The sequence below is a fragment of the Caballeronia sp. HLA56 genome (assembly GCF_054655155.1).
Genome location: NZ_BAAHOB010000005.1, coordinates 257952 through 277621 on the forward strand (window position 1 = coordinate 257952; position 19670 = coordinate 277621).

At 60.4% G+C, this 19670-nt stretch carries 19 protein-coding genes; 12 read left to right on the plus strand and 7 right to left on the minus strand.

The genetic code is table 11. The features are described from left to right. The first annotated feature begins 95 nt into the window (after positions 1–95). Together argB and ACYQ47_RS20630 are read left to right on the plus strand one after the other, a co-directional pair. The gene (gene argB / locus ACYQ47_RS20625) at positions 96–995 is read left to right on the plus strand and encodes an acetylglutamate kinase (protein WP_244826756.1); all 900 of its coding nucleotides are present in this window, start codon (positions 96–98) and stop codon (positions 993–995) included. Positions 996–1071: 76 nt separating this feature from the next. Then, positions 1072–1842, plus strand: a complete 771-nt coding sequence (locus ACYQ47_RS20630) for a pyrimidine 5'-nucleotidase (RefSeq protein ID WP_250508449.1) — start codon at positions 1072–1074, stop codon at positions 1840–1842. Here the strand turns inward: ACYQ47_RS20630 and ACYQ47_RS20635 are convergent. Then, positions 1832–2152: a type II toxin-antitoxin system RelE/ParE family toxin gene (locus ACYQ47_RS20635; protein WP_244826754.1), complete on the minus strand. Its 321-nt coding sequence runs from the start codon at positions 2150–2152 to the stop codon at positions 1832–1834. The two genes, ACYQ47_RS20630 and ACYQ47_RS20635, sit on opposite strands and share 11 nt — an antisense overlap. Then, a complete protein-coding gene (locus ACYQ47_RS20640; RefSeq protein ID WP_244826753.1) occupies positions 2149–2430 on the minus strand; it encodes a type II toxin-antitoxin system Phd/YefM family antitoxin in 282 nt (93 codons plus the stop codon). Before ACYQ47_RS20640 ends, ACYQ47_RS20635 begins: the two co-directional genes overlap by 4 nt. Positions 2431–2723: 293 nt before the next feature. Here ACYQ47_RS20640 and metX point away from each other — a divergent pair, with 293 nt between their 5' ends. From metX to ACYQ47_RS20670, 6 genes are read left to right on the plus strand one after another with little or no spacing between them, the layout of a single operon-like run. Beyond that, complete coding sequence (gene metX, locus ACYQ47_RS20645) at positions 2724–3869, plus strand: homoserine O-succinyltransferase MetX (RefSeq protein WP_244826752.1); 1146 nt, start codon at positions 2724–2726, stop codon at positions 3867–3869. Then, on the plus strand, positions 3866–4474 hold the full coding sequence (gene metW, locus ACYQ47_RS20650) for a methionine biosynthesis protein MetW (RefSeq protein WP_250462600.1): 609 nt from the start codon (positions 3866–3868) through the stop codon (positions 4472–4474). Before metX ends, metW begins: the two co-directional genes overlap by 4 nt. Positions 4475–4533: 59 nt before the next feature. Beyond that, the gene (locus tag ACYQ47_RS20655; protein ID WP_250491655.1) at positions 4534–5820 is read left to right on the plus strand and encodes an AmpG family muropeptide MFS transporter; all 1287 of its coding nucleotides are present in this window, start codon (positions 4534–4536) and stop codon (positions 5818–5820) included. Next, positions 5802–6740: a M48 family metallopeptidase gene (locus ACYQ47_RS20660; RefSeq protein WP_459906608.1), complete on the plus strand. Its 939-nt coding sequence runs from the start codon at positions 5802–5804 to the stop codon at positions 6738–6740. The genes ACYQ47_RS20655 and ACYQ47_RS20660 overlap by 19 nt, the downstream gene beginning before the upstream one ends. Positions 6741–6779: 39 nt before the next feature. Continuing rightward, entirely contained in the window at positions 6780–7229 is a 450-nt protein-coding gene (locus tag ACYQ47_RS20665; RefSeq protein WP_459906609.1) for a hypothetical protein, read from the plus strand. A 55-nt stretch (positions 7230–7284) separates the two neighbouring features. Beyond that, positions 7285–8814 carry a P-loop NTPase family protein gene (locus ACYQ47_RS20670; RefSeq protein WP_459906610.1) on the plus strand — a complete coding sequence of 510 codons (1530 nt, stop codon included), beginning with the start codon at positions 7285–7287 and terminating at the stop codon, positions 8812–8814. Positions 8815–8868: 54 nt separating this feature from the next. Here ACYQ47_RS20670 and ACYQ47_RS20675 read toward each other — a convergent pair whose 3' ends face one another. From ACYQ47_RS20675 to gatC, 5 genes are all read right to left on the minus strand, one after another. After that, on the minus strand, positions 8869–9651 hold the full coding sequence (locus ACYQ47_RS20675) for an exodeoxyribonuclease III (protein WP_244826749.1): 783 nt from the start codon (positions 9649–9651) through the stop codon (positions 8869–8871). Between the two features lie 19 nt (positions 9652–9670). Next, positions 9671–10510 (minus strand): PPK2 family polyphosphate kinase, encoded by an 840-nt coding sequence (locus tag ACYQ47_RS20680; RefSeq protein ID WP_250462594.1) that lies wholly within the window; start codon positions 10508–10510, stop codon positions 9671–9673. Positions 10511–10648: 138 nt separating this feature from the next. Continuing rightward, positions 10649–12124, minus strand: a complete 1476-nt coding sequence (gatB, locus tag ACYQ47_RS20685) for an Asp-tRNA(Asn)/Glu-tRNA(Gln) amidotransferase subunit GatB (protein ID WP_250525272.1) — start codon at positions 12122–12124, stop codon at positions 10649–10651. Further along, positions 12121–13614, minus strand: a complete 1494-nt coding sequence (gene gatA, locus ACYQ47_RS20690; protein WP_459906611.1) for an Asp-tRNA(Asn)/Glu-tRNA(Gln) amidotransferase subunit GatA — start codon at positions 13612–13614, stop codon at positions 12121–12123. Before gatA ends, gatB begins: the two co-directional genes overlap by 4 nt. Positions 13615–13704: 90 nt before the next feature. After that, the gene (gene gatC / locus ACYQ47_RS20695) at positions 13705–14004 is read right to left on the minus strand and encodes an Asp-tRNA(Asn)/Glu-tRNA(Gln) amidotransferase subunit GatC (protein WP_244826745.1); all 300 of its coding nucleotides are present in this window, start codon (positions 14002–14004) and stop codon (positions 13705–13707) included. A 388-nt stretch (positions 14005–14392) separates the two neighbouring features. Here gatC and ACYQ47_RS20700 point away from each other — a divergent pair, with 388 nt between their 5' ends. The 4 genes from ACYQ47_RS20700 to mrdA all read left to right on the plus strand — a co-directional run bounded on the left by ACYQ47_RS20700 (position 14393) and on the right by mrdA (position 19659). Then, positions 14393–15436 carry a rod shape-determining protein gene (locus tag ACYQ47_RS20700; RefSeq protein ID WP_004189550.1) on the plus strand — a complete coding sequence of 348 codons (1044 nt, stop codon included), beginning with the start codon at positions 14393–14395 and terminating at the stop codon, positions 15434–15436. Between the two features lie 196 nt (positions 15437–15632). Then, entirely contained in the window at positions 15633–16751 is a 1119-nt protein-coding gene (mreC, locus tag ACYQ47_RS20705; RefSeq protein WP_459906612.1) for a rod shape-determining protein MreC, read from the plus strand. Then, the gene (gene mreD, locus ACYQ47_RS20710) at positions 16748–17260 is read left to right on the plus strand and encodes a rod shape-determining protein MreD (protein ID WP_244826743.1); all 513 of its coding nucleotides are present in this window, start codon (positions 16748–16750) and stop codon (positions 17258–17260) included. The genes mreC and mreD overlap by 4 nt, the downstream gene beginning before the upstream one ends. Before the next feature lie 77 nt (positions 17261–17337). Continuing rightward, positions 17338–19659 (plus strand): penicillin-binding protein 2, encoded by a 2322-nt coding sequence (gene mrdA / locus ACYQ47_RS20715; RefSeq protein ID WP_459906613.1) that lies wholly within the window; start codon positions 17338–17340, stop codon positions 19657–19659. Positions 19660–19670: the final 11 nt, after the last annotated feature.

Sequence of the window (19670 nt, forward strand, 5' to 3'; positions counted from 1 at the left end):
GGAAAACGAGACGGCGCGCGGGGAAAACGACCTGTCGTGTAGCGTCACTCCTGTACAATCCGCGTGTTTAAACGCTCCTCGCCTCATTTGCCGCCATGTCCGAGCTACCTGACCTCACGCAGATCGCGCCTACGCTGAAAGCCGAAATTCTGGCCGAGGCGCTGCCTTATATCCGTCAGTATCACGGCAAGACGGTCGTGATCAAATACGGCGGCAACGCAATGACCGAAGAGCGCCTCAAGCAAGGCTTCGCGCGCGACGTGATCCTCCTGAAGCTCGTCGGCATCAATCCGGTGATCGTGCACGGCGGCGGTCCGCAGATCGACCAGGCGCTCAAGAAGATCGGCAAGCAGGGCACCTTCATTCAGGGCATGCGCGTCACCGACGAAGAGACCATGGAAGTGGTCGAATGGGTGCTCGGCGGCGAGGTACAGCAGGACATCGTCACGCTCATCAACCATTTCGGCGGTCAGGCGGTCGGCTTGACCGGTAAGGACGGCGGGCTCATCCACGCGCGCAAGCTAATGATGCCGGATCGCGATAATCCGGGCCAGTTCATCGACATCGGTCAGGTGGGCGAAGTGGAGTCCATCAACCCGGCGGTGGTGAAGGCGCTGCAGGACGACGCGTTCATTCCGGTCATCTCGCCTATCGGTTTCGGCGAAGACGGACTCTCCTACAACATCAACGCGGATCTGGTCGCGGGCAAGCTGGCGGTCGTCCTGAACGCCGAAAAGCTCGTGATGATGACCAACATTCCCGGCGTGATGGACAAGGAAGGCAATCTTCTCACCGACCTTTCCGCGCGCGAGATCGACGCCCTTTTCGCCGACGGCACCATCTCCGGCGGCATGTTGCCGAAAATTTCCTCCGCGCTGGATGCGGCGAAAAGCGGCGTGCGTTCGGTGCACATCATCGACGGGCGTATCGAGCATTCGGTGCTGCTCGAAATTCTGACCGAGCAGCCGTTCGGCACGATGATCCGCTCGCATTGAGCTTCGTCACTCTTCCTCCAACGCCCGCTGCGGTTTGCTCCGCGCGGGCGTTTTTATTTGCCGAACGTAATCGCGCATGAGTTCATCTCGCAGTGCTCGCCGCCGTCATGTCAAAACGCGCGGCCCAGTTTGGCTCTTCGATCTCGACAACACGCTGCATCACGCGTCGCACGAGATTTTTCCGGCGATCAATCGCGCGATGACGCAGTACATCATCGACCGGCTGGGCGTGGATATCGACGAAGCGAACCGGCTGCGCGTCGGCTACACGGTGCGATACGGCGCGACCTTGCTCGGACTCGTGCGGCATCACGGCATCGATCCCGCCGATTTCCTGCGCGAAGTCCATACCTTCCCCGATCTGCCGTCCATGCTGCGCGCCGAGCGCGGCCTGAAGCGCATCGTGCACGCGCTGCCGGGCCGCAAGATCGTGCTCACCAACGGACCGACGCTCTACGCGCGCTCGGTGCTCGCGGAACTGGGTATCGGCAAGCTGTTCGAGCGCGTGATCGCCATCGAGGACATGCGCGACGGCGAACGCTGGCGCGCCAAGCCCGATGCGCCCATGCTCCGTCGCGCGATGCGCCGCGCGCACGTGCATTTGAAAGACGCGATTCTGGTGGAAGACACGCGCGGGCATCTGAAGCGTTACCGGCGGCTCGGCATTCGCACGGTGTGGATCGTCGGCCATTTGCCGATGGCGCGCACGTCAAGTGGCGGCATTTCGCAGCGCTTGCCCGGCTCGGGCCGGCCGCATTACGTGGATCGCACCGTGCGTTCGTTGCGCGCGCTCACGCTCGGCATGCGCGGCGGCGGCTTTCGAGCGGCGAAAGCGACTACATCCTGAAGAGGCGCCGCGCGAGCATGTCTTCGAGGTCCGAGCGCTGATCGACGACGAGATGCACGTAGATGGTTTCGCCATCCACCTTGTAGATGACGCGGTTGGTGCCGCTCGCCACTTCGTAGTATCCCGTCATGCGGAAGTCGACCAGTTCGGGCGGCGTCGCGCCACGACGCGGTGACGCTTCTATTTCGGCGATGGTGTCGGCCAGGCCGTCGCGCGTGGCCTTCCACGCCATCTTGCCGAACTTGTTGATGACGTAGCGTCTATAGTCGCGCAACTCCTGCTGCACCGGATCGAGAAAGACGGTTTTCACTTGACGCCTTCTTCCCTGTCGAGCCGTTCGAGTTCGCCGAAGAGGTCGATTGCGTCTATGCAATGCCCGGCCTCGATGTACTTCTGCCCCATCGCCAGAATCTTGAGCAAAGCCACGGTCTGATGCAGGTCTTCATAAGACTGCACGTCCTGCACGACCACCCGCCCTTCGCCGTTTTGCGTGATGAGCATGGGCTCGCGGCTCTCGACGACGTTGCGGATCATTTCGGCCGCGCGGCTCTTGAGATGGCTCAGCGGCCTCACACGACTCGGTTTCATTTCCGCTCCAGGGCCCACGCGCAGATTAGACAATATAGACACAAACTCGGGCCATATCCAGAACGCCCGGGCACCGCTATTGGCGGCTTTATTACGTTTTCCGCTATACTTCTTCGCTCAATCTGAATTCGAACACGCGCCGATTTGCTGACTCGATTGCGGGCGCGCGAACCTTCCCAAGCGGTATTGCGGGGAGGTTCAATACAAATGCGGCTAAAGAGGTCGTCAGCCGCGCCGTCAATCCACACGCGCATCGCCGACACCCGTTTAGCCGCTATTTCAAGGCGGAATGAATGGAATCAATCGGCATCGTCACTCCCCAAACCTTGCGCTTCACCGAGCCGCTCGTCATGCAAAGCGGCTCGACGCTCAACGACTACGAACTCGTCGTCGAAACCTACGGCGAACTCAACGCCGCGCGCTCGAACGCCGTGCTCGTTTGCCACGCGCTCAATGCGTCGCATCACGTGGCGGGCGTCTACGCCGACAACCCGAAAGACGTAGGCTGGTGGGACAACATGGTTGGTCCCGGCAAGCCGCTCGATACCGACCGCTTCTTCGTGATCGGCGTGAACAATCTCGGTTCGTGTTTCGGCTCGACCGGGCCGATGAGCATCGACCGTACAAGCGGTAAGCCCTACGGCAAGAGCTTTCCCGTCGTGACGGTGGAAGACTGGGTGCATGCGCAGGCGCGCGTGGCCGACCGCTTCGGCATCGAACGCTTCGCGGCGGTGATGGGCGGCAGTCTCGGCGGCATGCAGGCGCTTGCCTGGAGCACGATGTATCCGGAGCGGCTCGGGCATTGCATCGTGGTGGCATCGACGCCGAAGCTTTCGGCGCAGAACATCGCGTTCAACGAAACGGCGCGCTCGGCGATTCTCTCCGACCCCGACTTCCACGGCGGCGACTACTACGCACACGACGTGAAGCCGCGCCGCGGCTTGCGCGTGGCACGCATGATCGGCCATATCACCTATTTGTCGGATGACGACATGGCCGTGAAGTTCGGCCGCGCGCTGCGCCGTGCCGAAGGCGCGCTCGACGCGTACAACTTCAACTTCGACGTCGAGTTCGAAGTGGAGTCGTATCTGCGCTATCAGGCCGACAAGTTCGCCGAATACTTCGACGCCAATACGTACTTGCTCATCACGCGCGCGCTCGATTATTTCGATCCCGCCAAGGCCTTCGAAGGCGACCTGCGCCGCGCGCTCGCCAACACCACGGCGAAGTATCTGATCGCGAGCTTTACGACCGACTGGCGTTTCGCGCCCGCGCGTTCCCGCGAGATCGTCAAAGCGCTGCTCGACAACAAGCGCACCGTGAGCTACGCGGAGATCGACGCGCCGCACGGCCACGACGCCTTCCTGCTCGACGACGCGCGCTATCACAACTTGATGCGCGCCTATTACGAACGCATTGCCACGGAGATCGGCGCATGAACCAGCACACTCTCGATTCCCTCGCGCTGCGTTCGGACTTTCGCGCCATCGCGCGCTGGGTCGAACCGCGTTCCTCCGTGCTCGATCTCGGTTGTGGCGACGGTTCGCTGCTCTCGCTGCTCGGCGAAGAACTCGAAGTGCATGGTTACGGCATCGAAATCAATGACGCCGGCGTGCTCGCGTGCGCGCAAAAAGGCGTGAACGTGATCCAGCAGAATCTCGAAGACGGCCTGCGTCTTTTCGAAGACGACAGCTTCGATTTCGCCGTGCTTTCGCAGACGCTGCAGACCATTCATCAGACCGCGGCGATCCTGCGTGAAACCGTTCGCGTGGGTCGCGAATGCATTGTCTCGTTCCCGAACTTCGGGTACTGGCAGCATCGGCTCTCGGTTATTCAAGGGCGCATGCCGGTTTCGAAATCGCTGCCATATCAATGGCATAACACGCCGAACGTGCGCGTTCTGACCATCAAGGACTTCGAGGCGCTCGCGCCCGAAGTGGGCATCGAGATACTGGACCGCGTGGTGCTGCACGACGGGCAAACGGTCCGTTGGGGCGCGAACTGGCGTGGTAGTCTTGCGGTCTATCGCGTGAAGCGCCGTTGAGTTCGAATCGGCCCGTCACGCATCGAAACGCACCACCACGACGTATTACCCACATCGATATGCCCGAAACGCCACGCGAGGCGCCCGCTCTTACAGCTCACGAAGAAGATCCCGGCTTGCACGCGTTCCTCAACGCGCGCATCCTCATTTGCGTCTTTCTCGGCTTCACGTCCGGACTGCCGCTCTTCACGCTCTACAGCCTGTTGCAGGCGTGGCTCTCGACTGCGGGCGTCAACGTCAAGGAGATCGGCCTCTTCGCGCTGATCGGGCTTCCCTATACGTGGAAGTTCGTCTGGTCGCCGCTGATGGACCGCTTCATTCCGCGCTTTCCGGGCTGGCGTCCGGGCCGACGGCGCGGCTGGATGTTCGTCACGCAAGTGCTCGTGATGGTGGCCATCGGCTCCTTCGGGTTCTTTTCGCCCTCGCAGAACCTGTGGGCGGTTGCGGCCATCGCCGCGCTCGTCGCGTTCTTCAGCGCGAGTCAGGATATCGTCATCGATGCCTACCGCCGCGAGCTGCTCGCCGATACCGAGCAAGGTCTCGGCAACGCGGTTCATGTCAACGCGTACAAGGTGGCGGGGCTCGTGCCTGGCTCGCTTTCGCTGATTCTCACGAACGTTCTTCCGTGGAAGACCGTGTTTCTGATCACCGCCGCGTTCATGCTGCCGGGCCTCATCATGACGCTCGTGGTCAAGGAGCCGGCCATTCACGGCGCGCCACCCAAGACGTTGCGCGAGGCGATCGTCGAGCCGTTCCACGAGTTCATCACGCGCAATGGCTGGCAATCCGCGCTGCTGGTGCTGGGCTTCATCTTCCTCTACAAGCTCGGCGACACCATGGCGACCGCGCTCGCCACGAAGTTCTTCATCGACGTAGGCTTCACGCTCACGCAGATCGGCGTGATAGCGAAAGCGGTCGCGTTCTGGGCGAGCATCGCGGGTGGCTTGATCGGCGGTATCTGCCTCGTGAAGATCGGCATTGCGCGCGGACTCTGGGTCTTCGGCTTCTTGCAGATCATCGCGACGCTCGGCTTTGCGTGGCTCACGAAAATCGGGCCGTCGCCCGCCGCGCTCGCGGTGCTTTACGGCTTCGAAACGTTCGCGACGGGCCTCACGCTCGCCACATTCACGGCGTATATCGCGAGCACGACCGATCCGCGCTACACCGCGACTCAGTTCGCGCTCTTCACGAGCCTCGCCGCCGTGCCACGGACTTTCGCGGCGGCGGGCAGCGGCTTTATCGTGAGTGAAACAGGATGGTTTCCGTACTTCATGGTGTGCGTCGCGCTGTCCATACCCGGCATGCTACTGTTGCCGAAGATCGCGCCATGGAGAACGCCACGATGACGGTATCGATGCCGGCCCGGCCCACGCTTGGCGCGCTCATCTGCGCGCTCATGCTGGCGACGCTCGCGCCCATGTCCGCGCGCGCGCAGGACGAAGAGCGCGCGCCGCCTTACACGGCGCCGAACAGCCAGATCCGCTTCGGCAACTCGGCGTTGTTCCGCAATCTGATTCCGCCCGCGACGCTCGAACAGCAGGCAAGCGATGAATATGCGCAGATCATTCACGACGCCGAGCGCAACAAGACACTGCTCGGCAATGACAATCCGCTCGTCAAGCGCGTGCGCGATATCGCCACTCACGAGATTCCGTTCGCGCTCAAGTGGAATGACCGCGCGAAGAACTGGAAGTGGGAAATCAACGTCATCAAGTCGCCCGAAGTGCGCATGTACTGTTTGCCGGGCGGCAAGATCGTGGTGTATAGCGGGCTCATCGACAAGCTGCACCTGAACGACAACGAGATCGGCATGATGATCGGCCATGAGATCGCGCACGCGCTGCGCGAACATGCGCGCGAACGGCTCGGGCGGCAGCAGGCGCAGCAGTTGTCGTCGGGTACCATGCCGCAGCTTTTCGGCTTTACCGATTACGGTTCGCAGCCGCTTGGCATCGGCGATCAGTTGCTGGCCATGAAATACGCCCCCGCCGACGAGACCGAAGCGGATGTCATCGGCAGCGAGATTGCTTCGCGCGCAGGTTACGATCCGCGCGCGGCCATCACCTTGTGGAACAAGATCGATACCGCCACGCGACGCTCCGACAACGGTTTCATCTGGATGCATCCGTATGGGCCGGAGCGCCGGCAGGACCTGCTCAAGCGCCTGCCGGACATGATGCCGCTGTATGCCAAAGCGGTGGGAAAGAGCATCGACCAGTTGCCGAATTACGGCGGGTTGGGGCGGTTTAAGAAGGGTGGAAAATGATGTTCAGTTTTGCGTACCAAAAATCGAGGGAGCAGCAAGGTGCACAAGGGCTTGAAGGAACCACATCTTTTTAACGCGGCATCAAACCCGTTAAGGATGATTCGAAATCTCACAGGGATACTCGATGAATCCGAGTTGGCTAAAATTCGTAGAGAAATTGATGCAAATGTAGTAGGTCTTTTTAATCTGGGCGAGACGCACTTTAGATTTGCAGTGTTGATTGCGGCGACTGAGTGGCGCCAAAAAGTGTCACGTTTTTATTACGCGGCATATAACATGCGAAGAGCTGTTGCGCTTAAATTTGATGGCTCCTACACCACAGATTCTAGTGATCATCATAAGGTCGATGTGATTCCTGATGTTCTGGAAAATCACGGCCTCTATAGAGTAAAGCTTAAGAATCTACGCGATGACCGAAATCTCGCTGATTACAGCCATCTCGCGAACGAGACCGATCTGCTACTCAGCGTCGCGGAAGCTCAAATGTAGTGGCACAGTTACTTACAGACACCAAAAAATTCTTGACCGATAACGGCATTGATCTATGAATAACGCACCGGTTCGAGACGATTTAGAAATCGTTGTCAAAGCATTTTCCGACGTTCTGTCGGGGATCCGTCCGTCGTTCCACGTAAAGGACCGTCCCGACGGTAGCTTTATAGTTTTCGAATTCGCAAAGCCAAACGCACGCTTCTTCGAACTTCTCGATGGAATTAGCGAATTTCTTCCTGATGACAATATCTATAAAAACAGAGTCGGCATAAGCGCGCGTGCTCATAAACCCGCCAATATGTTGACGATTCCGGAGACAATGCTGATGCAGAAAGAGGTTTCTGCTAGCTTAACCGTTGACCGAAATACCTTCGGAAAGGATTTTCTTGCCCGCTACACCCCGTCAGTGACGGGCCTAGAAAAAGACGTGGTTCTGCAAACCAATCACATAGTCTACGGTCGACGTGGCTCTGGAAAGTCCAGTCTGCTTGCGTTCGCGATGCATAACTTGCGCTCCGAACAGAAGCCATTTTGCTGGATTGCCATGCAAACCTATTCGGCCCGACTGGATCACCAAGCGATTGCAAGCGTACTGTCAGAAATATTCTCTGAGGCTGCTCAGCATTCGGAGATGCCGTCCGACTTCCTGAGCCTCGCCCACGAGTTGCTATCACTCGGCGAGTCGGACAACGAGAGTCTGGTTGCCGTTCGACTTGCCCGGATGGTGCCGCGGATGCGGAAAATCCTTGGCATTCTTTCAGAAAAAAATAGCTTTACAATTTTTCTCGATGATATCCATGTGTTGGGCTACTCGCTCCAGCCTGAACTTCTTTCTGTTGTGTACTCTCTTACCCGAGGAAACAATGCCTACATTAAAGTTTCGGGAATCGAGCAATTAACCAATCTCTGGGACGGCAATAATAGGCGCGGCATGGAGCCGCCACATGACATACAAACGCTGATGCTCGATCACAATTTGACCAGTCCTGATCAGTCGAAAACTCATATATTTAGCATTTTAGAGAAGCATGCGATTTACTGCGGCTTGCCAAGCATCGATTACTTGGCAAGCCAAAACTTCATTGATCGCCTTGTATTGTCAGCGGCGGCAGTACCGCGAGACGCTCTTAGTCTTTTTTCAAAATCTATCTCCCGTTCGCTTTTGCGTAGTCAAAAAAGCGTGTCGATTACAAGCCTGAACTCGGCAGCATCGGAGGCTATAGAAGAAAAACTAAAGGACGTTCGCAAAGATTCGTTCGAGACCAACGAAACTACGGTTTCAAAGCAACTCCAGTATGTGAAAGAGTTTTGTTCAGAAAACAAAAAGAATGCTTTTCTCGTTAAGATTGATACGGGGAATGCTATTTACATCAGCGTACAACGCCTCGTTGCCTTGCGGTTCGTGCATGTTCTGCATCAAGGAATCACACCTCACAAAGCAGGAGAACGTTATGCGGCTTTAATGCTTGACTACGGTTTCTACATTGGCGTACGTACGGCACGAAGCATGCAATTGATTCCCGATACGCCTAGGCAGCTAACCGCGAAGGAATTAAGAACTCTTCCGATCTTGCCCTCGTAGGATGATGGACTGCCATGCGCGAGCATGGCAGTCATACCACCGTCCCGCCTTAGCCTACTTCTTCCCAATCTTCCAGTTGTAATCGATAGTCAGCGGCGCGTGATCGCTGAATTTGATGTCGCGGAAAATGGAAGTCTTCTTGGCGGTCGCCGCGACTTCCTGCGTCGCGATTTGATAGTCGATACGCCACCCCACGTTCTTCGCGTACGCCTGCCCGCGATTGCTCCACCACGTGTATTGCTCGGCACGCTGGTCGAGCGTGCGAAAGACATCGACGTAACCGACATCGTCGAAAAGCTTCGTGAGCCACTCGCGCTCTTGCGGCAGACAACCCGAGTTCTTCTGGTTGCTCTTCCAGTTCTTGATGTCGATTTCCTTGTGCACGATATTCACGTCACCGCACACGATCACCTCACGCTCTTGCGAAAGCCCGGCGAGATGCGGCATGAATTCGTCCATGAAACGATACTTCGCCTGCTGCCGCTCTTCGCCGCTCGACCCGGACGGGACATACACCGACACCACGGACAGCTTGCCGAAACGCGCTTCCACGTAACGTCCTTCGGGATCGAACTCGGCACTGCCGAAGCCGATCACGACATCGTCCGGCTCGTGACGCGTGTACAAACCCGCGCCGCTATAACCCTTCTTCACCGCGTGCTGGAAATAACCCTTGAAACCGTGCGGCGCGAGAAACTCCGGCGTGAGATCGTCCTGCGAACACTTGATTTCCTGCACGCACACGACGTCCGATTTCTGCTCGCCGAACCAGTCGAAGAAACCTTTCTTGGCCGCCGAACGGATGCCATTCAGATTGGCGGTAATCACCCGAAACATACTTGTCCTCTTTCCTTGTTTATTCGACCTTCACGCCCTTGAGCGATTCCTTGGCGGCCGGAAATTCGAGTTTCATGCCCTGCATCGTGCGCAGCAAAAGCTCCGCGACCATCACGTTGCGATGCGGTTTCGAATCGCCGGGAATGATGTACCACGGCGCGTATTCGGTCGAGGTCGCGCCTAACGCCAGCTCATACGAGCGCTGATATTCGTCCCACAGCTTCCGAGCGTCGAGATCGGAGACATCGAACTTCCAGTGCTTGGTCGGATCGTCGATACGCGCTTGCAAGCGCTCGCGCTGCTCGTCCTTCGAAATATGCAGAAAGCATTTGACGATGGTCGTACCGCTATCCGCGAGCAACGCCTCGAACTCGCGAATATGCCGGTAACGGCGCTCGCATTCGTCATCGTCGATAGACTTCATCACGCGCGGCACGAGCACGTCTTCATAGTGGCTGCGATTGAAGACAGCGAACTCGCCGGCCATCGGCGCCTGCGCGTGCACGCGCCAGAGGAAATCGTGCGAGGCCTCGCGCTCGGAAGGCGCGCGAAACGGCACGATGCGCAAGCCGAGCGGATCGACGTCATGGAACACCGCGCGCACCGTACCGTCCTTGCCGCTCGTGTCCATGCCTTGCAGCACGAGCAGCACGCGCCGAAGACGCTGCGCGTGCAGCTTCTCCTGCAGGTCGTCGAGCTGCGCGCCGATTGCCGCGAGCCGGTCGCGGTCTTCGTCTTTCGAGCCGTTCGAAAACGGCTTGCCGGATGGATCGATCGAACTCAGATCGAAGGGCTTGAGCTTCTTGTCGTCATCGAAATACGGGACGAGGAAGTCGTCCAGAGACGGTTTCTTTGCCATGTCGCCAACCTTTTGTTCTATCCCGAAACGCCAATGAAAACGGGCCGCTGCCAAGCTAGACGGCAACAGCCCGTTCGTCGTGCTACTTCCAGGCGACCGGTTCTCCGTCGACGCGGAGGAGTTCGCCCAAGTGCTCGCTCAGGATAGCTTTTTCTTCAGAAGCTCGTTCACCTGCTGCGGGTTCGCCTTGCCCTTGGTCGCCTTCATTGCCTGGCCGATCAGCGCGTTGAACGCCTTTTCCTTGCCCGCGCGGAATTCTTCCACCGATTTCTGGTTCGCCGCGAGCACCTCGTCGATGATCGCTTCGAGCGCGCCGGTATCGGAAATCTGCTTGAGCCCCTTCGCCTCGATGATGCGGTCCGCCGCGCCCACGTCGGTTGCCTTCTCGTCCCAGATCGCCTGGAAAATGTCCTTCGCGATCTTGTTGGAGATCGTGCCATCCGCAATGCGTTGCAGAAGCAGCGCGAGTTGCGCCGCCGCGACCGGCGACTCGCCGATGTCGAGCGATTCGCGGTTCAGTTGCGCGGAGACGTCGCCCATGAGCCAATTGGCGGCGATCTTCGCCTGCGCCGCGCCCGCCGCCTGCACGACGGCTTCGAAATAAGAAGCCATTGCCTTCGACGACGTGAGCACGCCGGCGTCGTAAGGCGTCAAGCCGTACGTTTCGGCGAAACGCTTCTGCATGTCGGCTGGCAACTCCGGCAGTTCCGACTTCACGCGCGCCACCCAGCTTTCCTCGATAACCAGGGGCATCAAGTCCGGGTCTGGGAAATAGCGGTAGTCGTGCGCGTCTTCCTTGCTGCGCATGGAGCGCGTTTCGCGCTTGTCGGGATCGTAAAGACGCGTCTCTTGCACGACGGTGCCGCCGTCTTCGATCAGTTCGATCTGACGGCGCACTTCATATTGAATCGCTTCTTCGAGGAACCGGAACGAGTTCAGGTTCTTGATCTCCGCGCGCGTGCCGAATTCCTTCTGACCGACCGGGCGCACCGACACGTTGGCATCGCAACGGAACGAGCCTTCCTGCATGTTGCCGTCGCAGATGCCTAGCCACACGACGAGACCATGCAACGCCTTCGCATACGCAACCGCTTCCGCCGCGCTGCGCATTTCCGGCTCGGTGACGATCTCGAGCAGCGGCGTGCCCGCGCGATTCAAATCGATGCCCGTCATGCCTGCGAAGTCTTCGTGCAGCGACTTGCCCGCGTCTTCCTCGAGGTGAGCGCGCGTCAGATTGACGGTCTTCTCGTATGCTTCCTTACCGGCCTTTTCATTGGCCGGAACCTGGATGGTGAGCTGACCGCCCTGCACGACAGGAATCTCGTACTGGCTGATCTGATAGCCCTTCGGCAGATCCGGATAGAAGTAGTTCTTGCGCGCGAAGACGCTGCGCGGCGCGATATGAGCGCCGATCGACAAGCCGAAGCGAATCGCGCGTTCGACCGCGCCGCGATTCATCACGGGCAGCACGCCCGGCAACGCGAGATCGACGGGACAGGCTTGCGTGTTCGGCGCTGCGCCGAACTGCGTTGCCGCGCCCGAGAAAATCTTGGAAACGGTGGATAACTGCGCATGCGTTTCCAGACCGATGACGACTTCCCACTGCATGCTCATACTCCCGCTGCCGATGGTGCCTTGGCATGCCAGTCGGTCGCGCGCTGGAACGCGTCGGCGACCTGAAGCATCCGGGCTTCGTTGAAATAGTTGCCGACGATCTGCAGACCGACCGGCCGATTCGCATTCGCGCCCGCGCCGAAACCGCACGGCACGCTCATGCCGGGCAGACCCGCGAGGCTCACGGAGAGCGTGTAAATATCGGCGAGATACATCTGCACGGGATCGTCGGCCTTCTCGCCGAGATTCCACGCGACCGACGGCGCGACCGGTCCCATGATGACGTCGCACCGCTTGAACGCTTCCTGGAAATCGCGCGCGATGATGCGGCGAATCTTCTGCGCTTGAAGGTAATACGCGTCGTAGTAGCCATGCGACAACACGTACGTGCCAACCAGAATGCGCCGCTTCACTTCGGGACCGAAGCCTTCCGCGCGCGACTTCTTGTACATGTCGAGCAAGTCCGTGTAGTGCGCCGCGCGATGCCCGTAGCGCACGCCGTCGAAACGCGACAGATTCGACGAGGCCTCCGCCGGCGCGATGATGTAGTACACGGGAATGGAAAGCTCGGTCTTCGGCAACGATACTTCGACGAGCGTCGCGCCGAGCGCTTCGTATTGCTTCAACGCGGCGTCGATGGCGGCGCGCACGTCGTCGGCAAGCCCTGCGCCGAAGTACTCCTTCGGCATGCCGATACGCAAACCGGCGAGCGGCTTTTGCGCATCGCCGCCGTTCCACGTCTGGCCGAGATGGCGCGTGTAGTCTTCGCTGTCGCGGTGCAGGCTGGTGGAGTCGCGTTCGTCGAAGCCGCCCATTGCGTTGAGCAAGAGCGCGCAGTCCGCGGCGGTCTGAGCCATCGGCCCGCCCTGATCCAGCGACGACGCGAACGCGATCATGCCGTAACGCGACACGCGGCCGTAAGTCGGCTTGATACCGGTGATGCCGGTGAACGACGCGGGCTGGCGAATGGAGCCGCCCGTGTCGGTGCCGGTCGCGGCGGGCGCAAGACGCGCGGCGACGGCAGCGGCCGAGCCGCCCGACGAACCGCCCGGCACGGCCTTCAGGTCCCACGGATTTTTCACCGCGCCGAAGTACGAATTCTCGTTGGACGAACCCATGGCGAACTCGTCCATGTTGGTCTTGCCGAGACAGACCATGCCCGCTTGCTTCAAGCGATCGACGACGGTGGCATCGAACGGGCTCGCGTAGTTTTCGAGCATGTGCGAACCGGCCGTGGATGCCCAGCCGCGCGTCACGAACACGTCCTTGTGCGCAATCGGCAAACCGGTGAGCGCGCCAGCCTTTCCTTCCGCGATGAGCGCGTCGGCGGCTTTAGCCTGAGCGAGCGTGAGGTCGCGGTCCATGCCGATGAAGGCGTTCAGATTCTTCGCGGCTTCGATGCGCTGCAGATACGACTGCGCCAGCTCGACCGCGGAGATTTTCTTGGAGTCGAGCGCGGCGCGCAGTTCGGTCAAACTTTTCTGATGCATTGCAGTTCCCTGATGAGCGCGGCAGTGAACGCCGCGCGGGAGTGTCGTTTCGGCGCTGGATACGCCCGACGCGTTACTTGTTCGATTGCGTTATTCGATGACCTTCGGCACCAGATACAGCCCGTCTTGAACGGCTGGCGCACTGCGCTGGAACTCTTCGCGCTCGACGCGCTCTGAAACTGCGTCGTCGCGCAGGCGCAGCGCGACTTCCTCGATCTGTTCGATCGGATGCGCAAGCGGTTCGATGCCGGAGGTATCCACGGCCTGCATCTGTTCGACGAGACCGAAGAAGTCATTCAGGCGCGCGAGCGTGGGTTCTGCCTCGTGTTCGGGCAACTCGAGCCGCGCGAGATGCGCAATACGTTTTACGTCGGTCAGGGTCAAAGACATGAAAATCACCGGAGATAAGCGTGGACTTCCCAATCTCGAAAACACACTGCGCCGCGATCGTTTGCGGCGCGCGTTGCGATCCTGGGAAAAGCGCTAAAAAGCAGACTGGCGACGGCAAAAAGTGCCATCCTTTTCCTATAGATACGCCCAAATTATAAGGTATCATTACACGTTCGACTCACATCTGGATTGACCTGCCAGCGGCTTTCTCCTTGAATCGTTAAATTGCGAGAAACGTTTACGCGGCACGTCTCATCCTGCGGTAGATTTCCTCGCGGATTTGCACTTCACGGCGAACCTTCGCCGCCCCGGCAAACCGTTATTTTTTCCGCTGCCGTCCCCGGCGCTCATAGCGACGCACGGCCACCCAGCGAGACAGGATTTTTGAATGTTCGGTTTTTTGCGCAGCTACTTTTCCAACGACCTGGCGATTGACCTCGGCACCGCCAACACGCTGATCTACATGCGCGGCAAGGGCATCGTTCTCGACGAGCCATCGGTCGTTTCAATTCGCCAGGAAGGCGGCCCGAACGGCAAGAAGACCATTCAGGCAGTCGGCAAGGAAGCCAAACAGATGCTCGGCAAAGTGCCGGGCAACATTGAGGCCATCCGCCCGATGAAGGACGGCGTGATCGCCGACTTCACCGTTACCGAGCAGATGATCAAGCAGTTCATCAAGACTGCACATGAATCCCGCATGTTCTCGCCGTCGCCGCGCATCATCATCTGCGTGCCGTGCGGGTCCACGCAAGTCGAGCGCCGCGCCATCAAGGAAGCAGCGCACGGCGCGGGCGCCTCGCAGGTTTATCTCATTGAAGAACCCATGGCCGCTGCCATCGGCGCGGGTCTGCCGGTTTCGGAAGCCACGGGTTCCATGGTCGTCGACATCGGCGGCGGCACGACGGAAGTGGGCGTCATCTCGCTTGGCGGCATCGTGTACAAAGGCTCGGTGCGCGTTGGCGGCGACAAGTTCGATGAAGCCATCGTCAACTACATCCGTCGCAACTACGGCATGTTGATCGGCGAGCAAACGGCTGAAGCCATCAAGAAGGAAATCGGTTCGGCGTTCCCCGGCTCCGAAGTGAAGGAGATGGAAGTCAAGGGCCGCAATCTTTCCGAAGGCATTCCGCGCAGCTTCACCATTTCCAGCAACGAAATTCTCGAAGCGCTGACCGACCCGCTGAATCAGATCGTCTCGTCGGTGAAGATCGCGCTGGAACAAACTCCGCCGGAACTCGGCGCGGATATCGCCGAACGCGGCATGATGCTGACTGGCGGCGGCGCGCTGTTGCGCGATCTCGACCGTCTGCTCGCGGAAGAAACCGGCTTGCCGGTGCTGGTCGCGGAAGATCCGCTGACCTGCGTCGTGCGCGGTTCGGGCATGGCGCTCGAACGCATGGACAAGCTCGGCAGCATCTTCTCCTACGAGTGATACGGCCGTGACCTTCAGACTTCGCTGTTCCGCGACCTCACGGTCTTCAACGCACAGTCTGAACGCACCCGCGTAACGCGACGCGCACACGGCCCGGCTCATGTCCGGGCCGTTGTTGAAACAGCGTAGGGCAGGCTCAGCCGAAACCGGCAAACCTGCAGCATCGATCCACCCGCTCACGCCCTCGGCGCCGACCATGGAATACAGTCCGCCGCCACTTTTCAAGCAAGGCCCTTCCGCGCTCGCGCGACTGATCTTCTTTGTGGTGCTCGCCATCGCATTGCTCGTTTCGGATGCGCGGTTCAATACGCTGGAAATTGCGCGCGGCATGCTCGGCGCCGGCCTCTATCCGCTGCAACGAGCGGCGCTCGTGCCACGCGACATCTTCATGGGTGCGGCCGACCTCGCGGTTACGAGCGCCACCTTGCGCAGCGAGAACCGCAAGCTCTCCGACAAGAATCTGGACCTGTCCGTCAAGGCGGGCGATGCCTCTCAGCTTTCGGCTGAGAACGCGCATCTGCGTGCATTGCTGAATCTGCAATCGCGCGCGACGACGCAAACCACGCCCGTCGAAATCCAATACGACACGCGCGATCCTTTCACGCAGAAAGTCGTGATCGGCAAGGGTTCGCAGCAAAACATCCAGGATGGCGCGCCCGTCGTGACAGAAGACGGCGTGATCGGTCAAGTCACGCGCGTGTTTCCGTTGCAATCGGAAGTCACGCTGCTGACGGACAAAGATCAAGCGGTGCCGGTGCAGATCGCGCGCACGGGTTTGCGCAGCGTGATCTACGGCACGCCGAAAGGCGACACGCTCGACCTGCGCTTCGTGCCGATAAGCGCCGACGTCCAAGCTGGCGACGAGCTCGTGACGAGCGGTCTCGATGGCATCTATCCGCCGGGACTCGCGGTGGCCAAAGTGTTGCGCGTCGACAAGCAAGCGGATACGGCATTCGCGCGCGTCGTCTGCGTGCCTATTGCCGCTGTTCGCGGCGCGCGTCAGTTGCTCGTACTGCATTACAACGTGAACGTGCCGCCGAATCCGATCGAAGTCGAAGCCGCCGCCGCTGCAAAGGAAGCGAAAGAGAACAAGGGCAAGAAGAAGCCTATCGCGAAGGCCACGGTCTCCACCGAGGGTGCAAGCGGCGCATCGGCGACGTCGGCCGCGTCGGCTGCCGCTCCGGTATCCGCTCCCGCTGCCGTGGAAAAGCCCGGCGCGAAACCTGCCGCGCCGAAAGCCGCCTCGGCCGCTACCGCCCGGCCATCGCGAAAAGCGCATATGCCTAAGCCCGCATCCGCGAGGGCCGCGCAATGAACCGCCCGCAATACATTCTTCAGCCGGTCAATCCGTACTTCATCACCTTCAGCCTCGCTGCAGCGTTTCTGCTGAATCTGGTGCCTTGGGGCCGGCTTATCGGCATACCGGATTTCGTCGCGCTCGTGCTGCTGTTCTGGAACGTCCATCAGCCGCGCAAGGTGGGCATGGGCATCGCGTTTCTGCTTGGGCTGTTGATGGACGTGCATAACGCGAATTTGCTCGGCGAACATGCGCTGGCTTATACCTTGTTGTCTTATGGCGCGATTACCATTCACAGGCGTGTCCTGTGGATGTCCCTGCCTGTACAAACCTTCGTCGTCGCGCCGCTTCTGGTGGGCGCGCATCTCGTGCCGTTCGTGATCCGCCTGATGACGGGCGCCGCGTTTCCCGGCTGGAGTTATCTCGTCAACGGATTTGTCGAAGCCGCGCTCTGGCCGGTCACGAGTTTTCTGCTGCTGATACCGCAACGACGCGCCGCCGATCCCGACGATACGCGCCCGATCTGAGCGCCACCGCGCGCGTGCCGCCCCCGATGCGAACGCGCGCGGACTACACTTGAATCGCGACCCACCGCGAAAGCTGCATGACCGAAATAAAGAACACCGAGCAACAGTTGTCCAGATTCCGCCTGCGCGTCGCGGCGGCGGGAATGTTCGTGTTCGTCTGCTTCGGTTTGATCGGCCTGCGTTTCCTCTATTTGCAGGTCTGGAACTTCAGCAAATACTCGTTGCAGGCAAACGAGAACCGCATCTCCGTGGCGCCGATCGTGCCGAACCGCGGCATCATCACCGATCGCAACGGCGTGGTGCTGGCGAAGAACTATTCCGCTTACACGCTCGAAATCACGCCGTCCAAGATCACCGCGTCGCTCGACGACACCATCGACGCACTCTCGCAAGTCATTCCTATCGATTCACGCGATCGCCGGCGTTTCAAGAAGCTGCTGGAAGACTCGAAGAACTTCGAAAGCCTGCCAATCCGCACGCGTCTCACCGACGACGAAGTCGCCAAGTTCACCGCACAGCATTACCGCTTTCCGGGCGTCGAAGTGCGCGCGCGGCTCTTCCGGCAATATCCGCTCGGCATGACGGCCGCGCACGTCATCGGCTATATCGGGCGAATTTCGCAGCGCGATCAGGAGCGTATCGACGACGCGAGCGACGCCAACGACGAAGCCTCCGATCACTACGATCCGCGTCTCGACGCCAACAACTACAAGGGCACGGATTACGTCGGCAAGATCGGGGTCGAGCAGAGCTACGAAACCGAGCTGCATGGTCTGACAGGTTTCGAGGAAGTCGAAGTCACGGCGGGCGGCCGCCCGGTCCGCACGATGTCGCGCACGCAGGCGACGCCCGGCAACAACCTCGTGCTGTCGCTCGATATCGGGCTGCAGCAGGTCGCCGAGCAAGCATTCGCGGGCAAGCGTGGCGCGCTCGTGGCTATCGAGCCATCGACGGGCGACGTGCTCGCGTTCGTGTCCGCGCCGAGCTTCGATCCGAATTCCTTCGTCGATGGTATCGATCAGCAGACGTGGGACGCGCTCAACAACTCGCCCGATCATCCGTTGCTGAATCGTCCGCTGCATGGCACGTATCCGCCGGGCTCGACCTATAAGCCGTTCATGGCGCTCGCCGCGCTCACGCTGCACAAGCGCACGCCCGGCTGGGGCTTTCAGGACCCCGGCTTCTTCACGTTCGGCGGTCACACGTTCCGCAACGACGTGCGCTCGGGTCAGGGCTGGGTGGACATGAATCGCGCGATCGTCGTGTCGAACGACACCTACTTCTACATGCTCGCGCGCGACCTCGGCGTGAACGCGATGGCCGGCTTCATGAAGCCGTGGGGATTCGGCCAAATTACCGGGATCGACATTTCGGGTGAGGCGCGCGGCATTCTTCCGTCGACGGAATGGAAGCGCAAGGCGTATCGCAAGCCGGAGCAGCAACGCTGGTACGAAGGCGAAACGATCAGCCTTGGCATCGGGCAGGGCTACAACTCGTTCACCATCCTGCAACTCGCGCACGCCACGGCGACGCTTGCCAATAACGGCGTCGTGATGAAGCCGCACCTGGTGCGCGACATCGAGAATCCGCTGACGAAGGCCATGCGCGTCGTGGTGCGCGACCCGAGCGACAAGATTCCCGTGCGCCAGCAAGACGTCGACTTCATCAAGCGCGCAATGGAAGGCGTCATCACGAACGGTACGGCCGCGAAGCTCTTCGTGGGCGCGCCTTATCAGGCAGCGGGCAAGACCGGAACCGCGCAGGTTTACTCGCTGCAGGGCGCGAACTATCACGGTCACGCGACGGCAGAGCATTTGCGCGACCACGCGTTGTTCATCGCGTTTGCGCCGGCCGAGCAACCGAAGATCGCGCTTGCGCTGATCGTCGAAAACGGCGGCTGGGGCGCGGAATCGGCGGGGCCGGTCGCGCGCAAGGTGCTCGACTATTATCTGGTCGATCGTCTGAAGCCTGGCGCCGAGGCGGCCGCGATCGAAGCCGCCGCATCCGCGACCACGGACGCCGGCCTGCCGATGATCGGCGGCACGCAATCGCCCGTCGCGGCGGCGCTGCCGGCCTCGGTGGTGAACGCGTCGCCGGCGTTCTCGCCGCTGGCGGCGTCGAATCCGGCGGTTGCTCGGGCTGCATCGGCGCCGGCGTTGCCTGCATCATCGCCGAAAGCAGCGAACGCGCGCATCGCTTCGGCGCCAGCGGCGGCGTCTTCAGCACGGGCCGCGAATGCGCGCGTCGCTTCGGCGCCTGCCGCGGCGTTGCCCGCGTCCGCGCCGGGCCGCAAGCCCGCGCCGAACAAACGACCCGCCGAGCCCACGCCGACGATGGTCCGCAGCAACCCGAACGACGCCGTGCGCACGCTGGCGCCGTCCGGCGGTATCGACGAATAAAGGATGACCGG

Coding starts and splice junctions, on each gene's coding strand:
- ACYQ47_RS20670 (WP_459906610.1), top strand. CDS start 7,285: ATGAATAACGCACCGGTTCGAGACGATTTAGAAATCGTTGTCAAAGCA.
- argB (WP_244826756.1), top strand. CDS start 96: ATGTCCGAGCTACCTGACCTCACGCAGATCGCGCCTACGCTGAAAGCC.
- ACYQ47_RS20655 (WP_250491655.1), top strand. CDS start 4,534: ATGCCCGAAACGCCACGCGAGGCGCCCGCTCTTACAGCTCACGAAGAA.
- ACYQ47_RS20675 (WP_244826749.1), bottom strand. CDS start 9,651: ATGTTTCGGGTGATTACCGCCAATCTGAATGGCATCCGTTCGGCGGCC.
- ACYQ47_RS20700 (WP_004189550.1), top strand. CDS start 14,393: ATGTTCGGTTTTTTGCGCAGCTACTTTTCCAACGACCTGGCGATTGAC.
- mreD (WP_244826743.1), top strand. CDS start 16,748: ATGAACCGCCCGCAATACATTCTTCAGCCGGTCAATCCGTACTTCATC.
- gatC (WP_244826745.1), bottom strand. CDS start 14,004: ATGTCTTTGACCCTGACCGACGTAAAACGTATTGCGCATCTCGCGCGG.
- mreC (WP_459906612.1), top strand. CDS start 15,633: ATGGAATACAGTCCGCCGCCACTTTTCAAGCAAGGCCCTTCCGCGCTC.
- metX (WP_244826752.1), top strand. CDS start 2,724: ATGGAATCAATCGGCATCGTCACTCCCCAAACCTTGCGCTTCACCGAG.
- mrdA (WP_459906613.1), top strand. CDS start 17,338: ATGACCGAAATAAAGAACACCGAGCAACAGTTGTCCAGATTCCGCCTG.
- ACYQ47_RS20640 (WP_244826753.1), bottom strand. CDS start 2,430: ATGAAACCGAGTCGTGTGAGGCCGCTGAGCCATCTCAAGAGCCGCGCG.
- ACYQ47_RS20660 (WP_459906608.1), top strand. CDS start 5,802: ATGGAGAACGCCACGATGACGGTATCGATGCCGGCCCGGCCCACGCTT.
- metW (WP_250462600.1), top strand. CDS start 3,866: ATGAACCAGCACACTCTCGATTCCCTCGCGCTGCGTTCGGACTTTCGC.
- ACYQ47_RS20630 (WP_250508449.1), top strand. CDS start 1,072: ATGAGTTCATCTCGCAGTGCTCGCCGCCGTCATGTCAAAACGCGCGGC.
- ACYQ47_RS20680 (WP_250462594.1), bottom strand. CDS start 10,510: ATGGCAAAGAAACCGTCTCTGGACGACTTCCTCGTCCCGTATTTCGAT.
- gatB (WP_250525272.1), bottom strand. CDS start 12,124: ATGAGCATGCAGTGGGAAGTCGTCATCGGTCTGGAAACGCATGCGCAG.
- gatA (WP_459906611.1), bottom strand. CDS start 13,614: ATGCATCAGAAAAGTTTGACCGAACTGCGCGCCGCGCTCGACTCCAAG.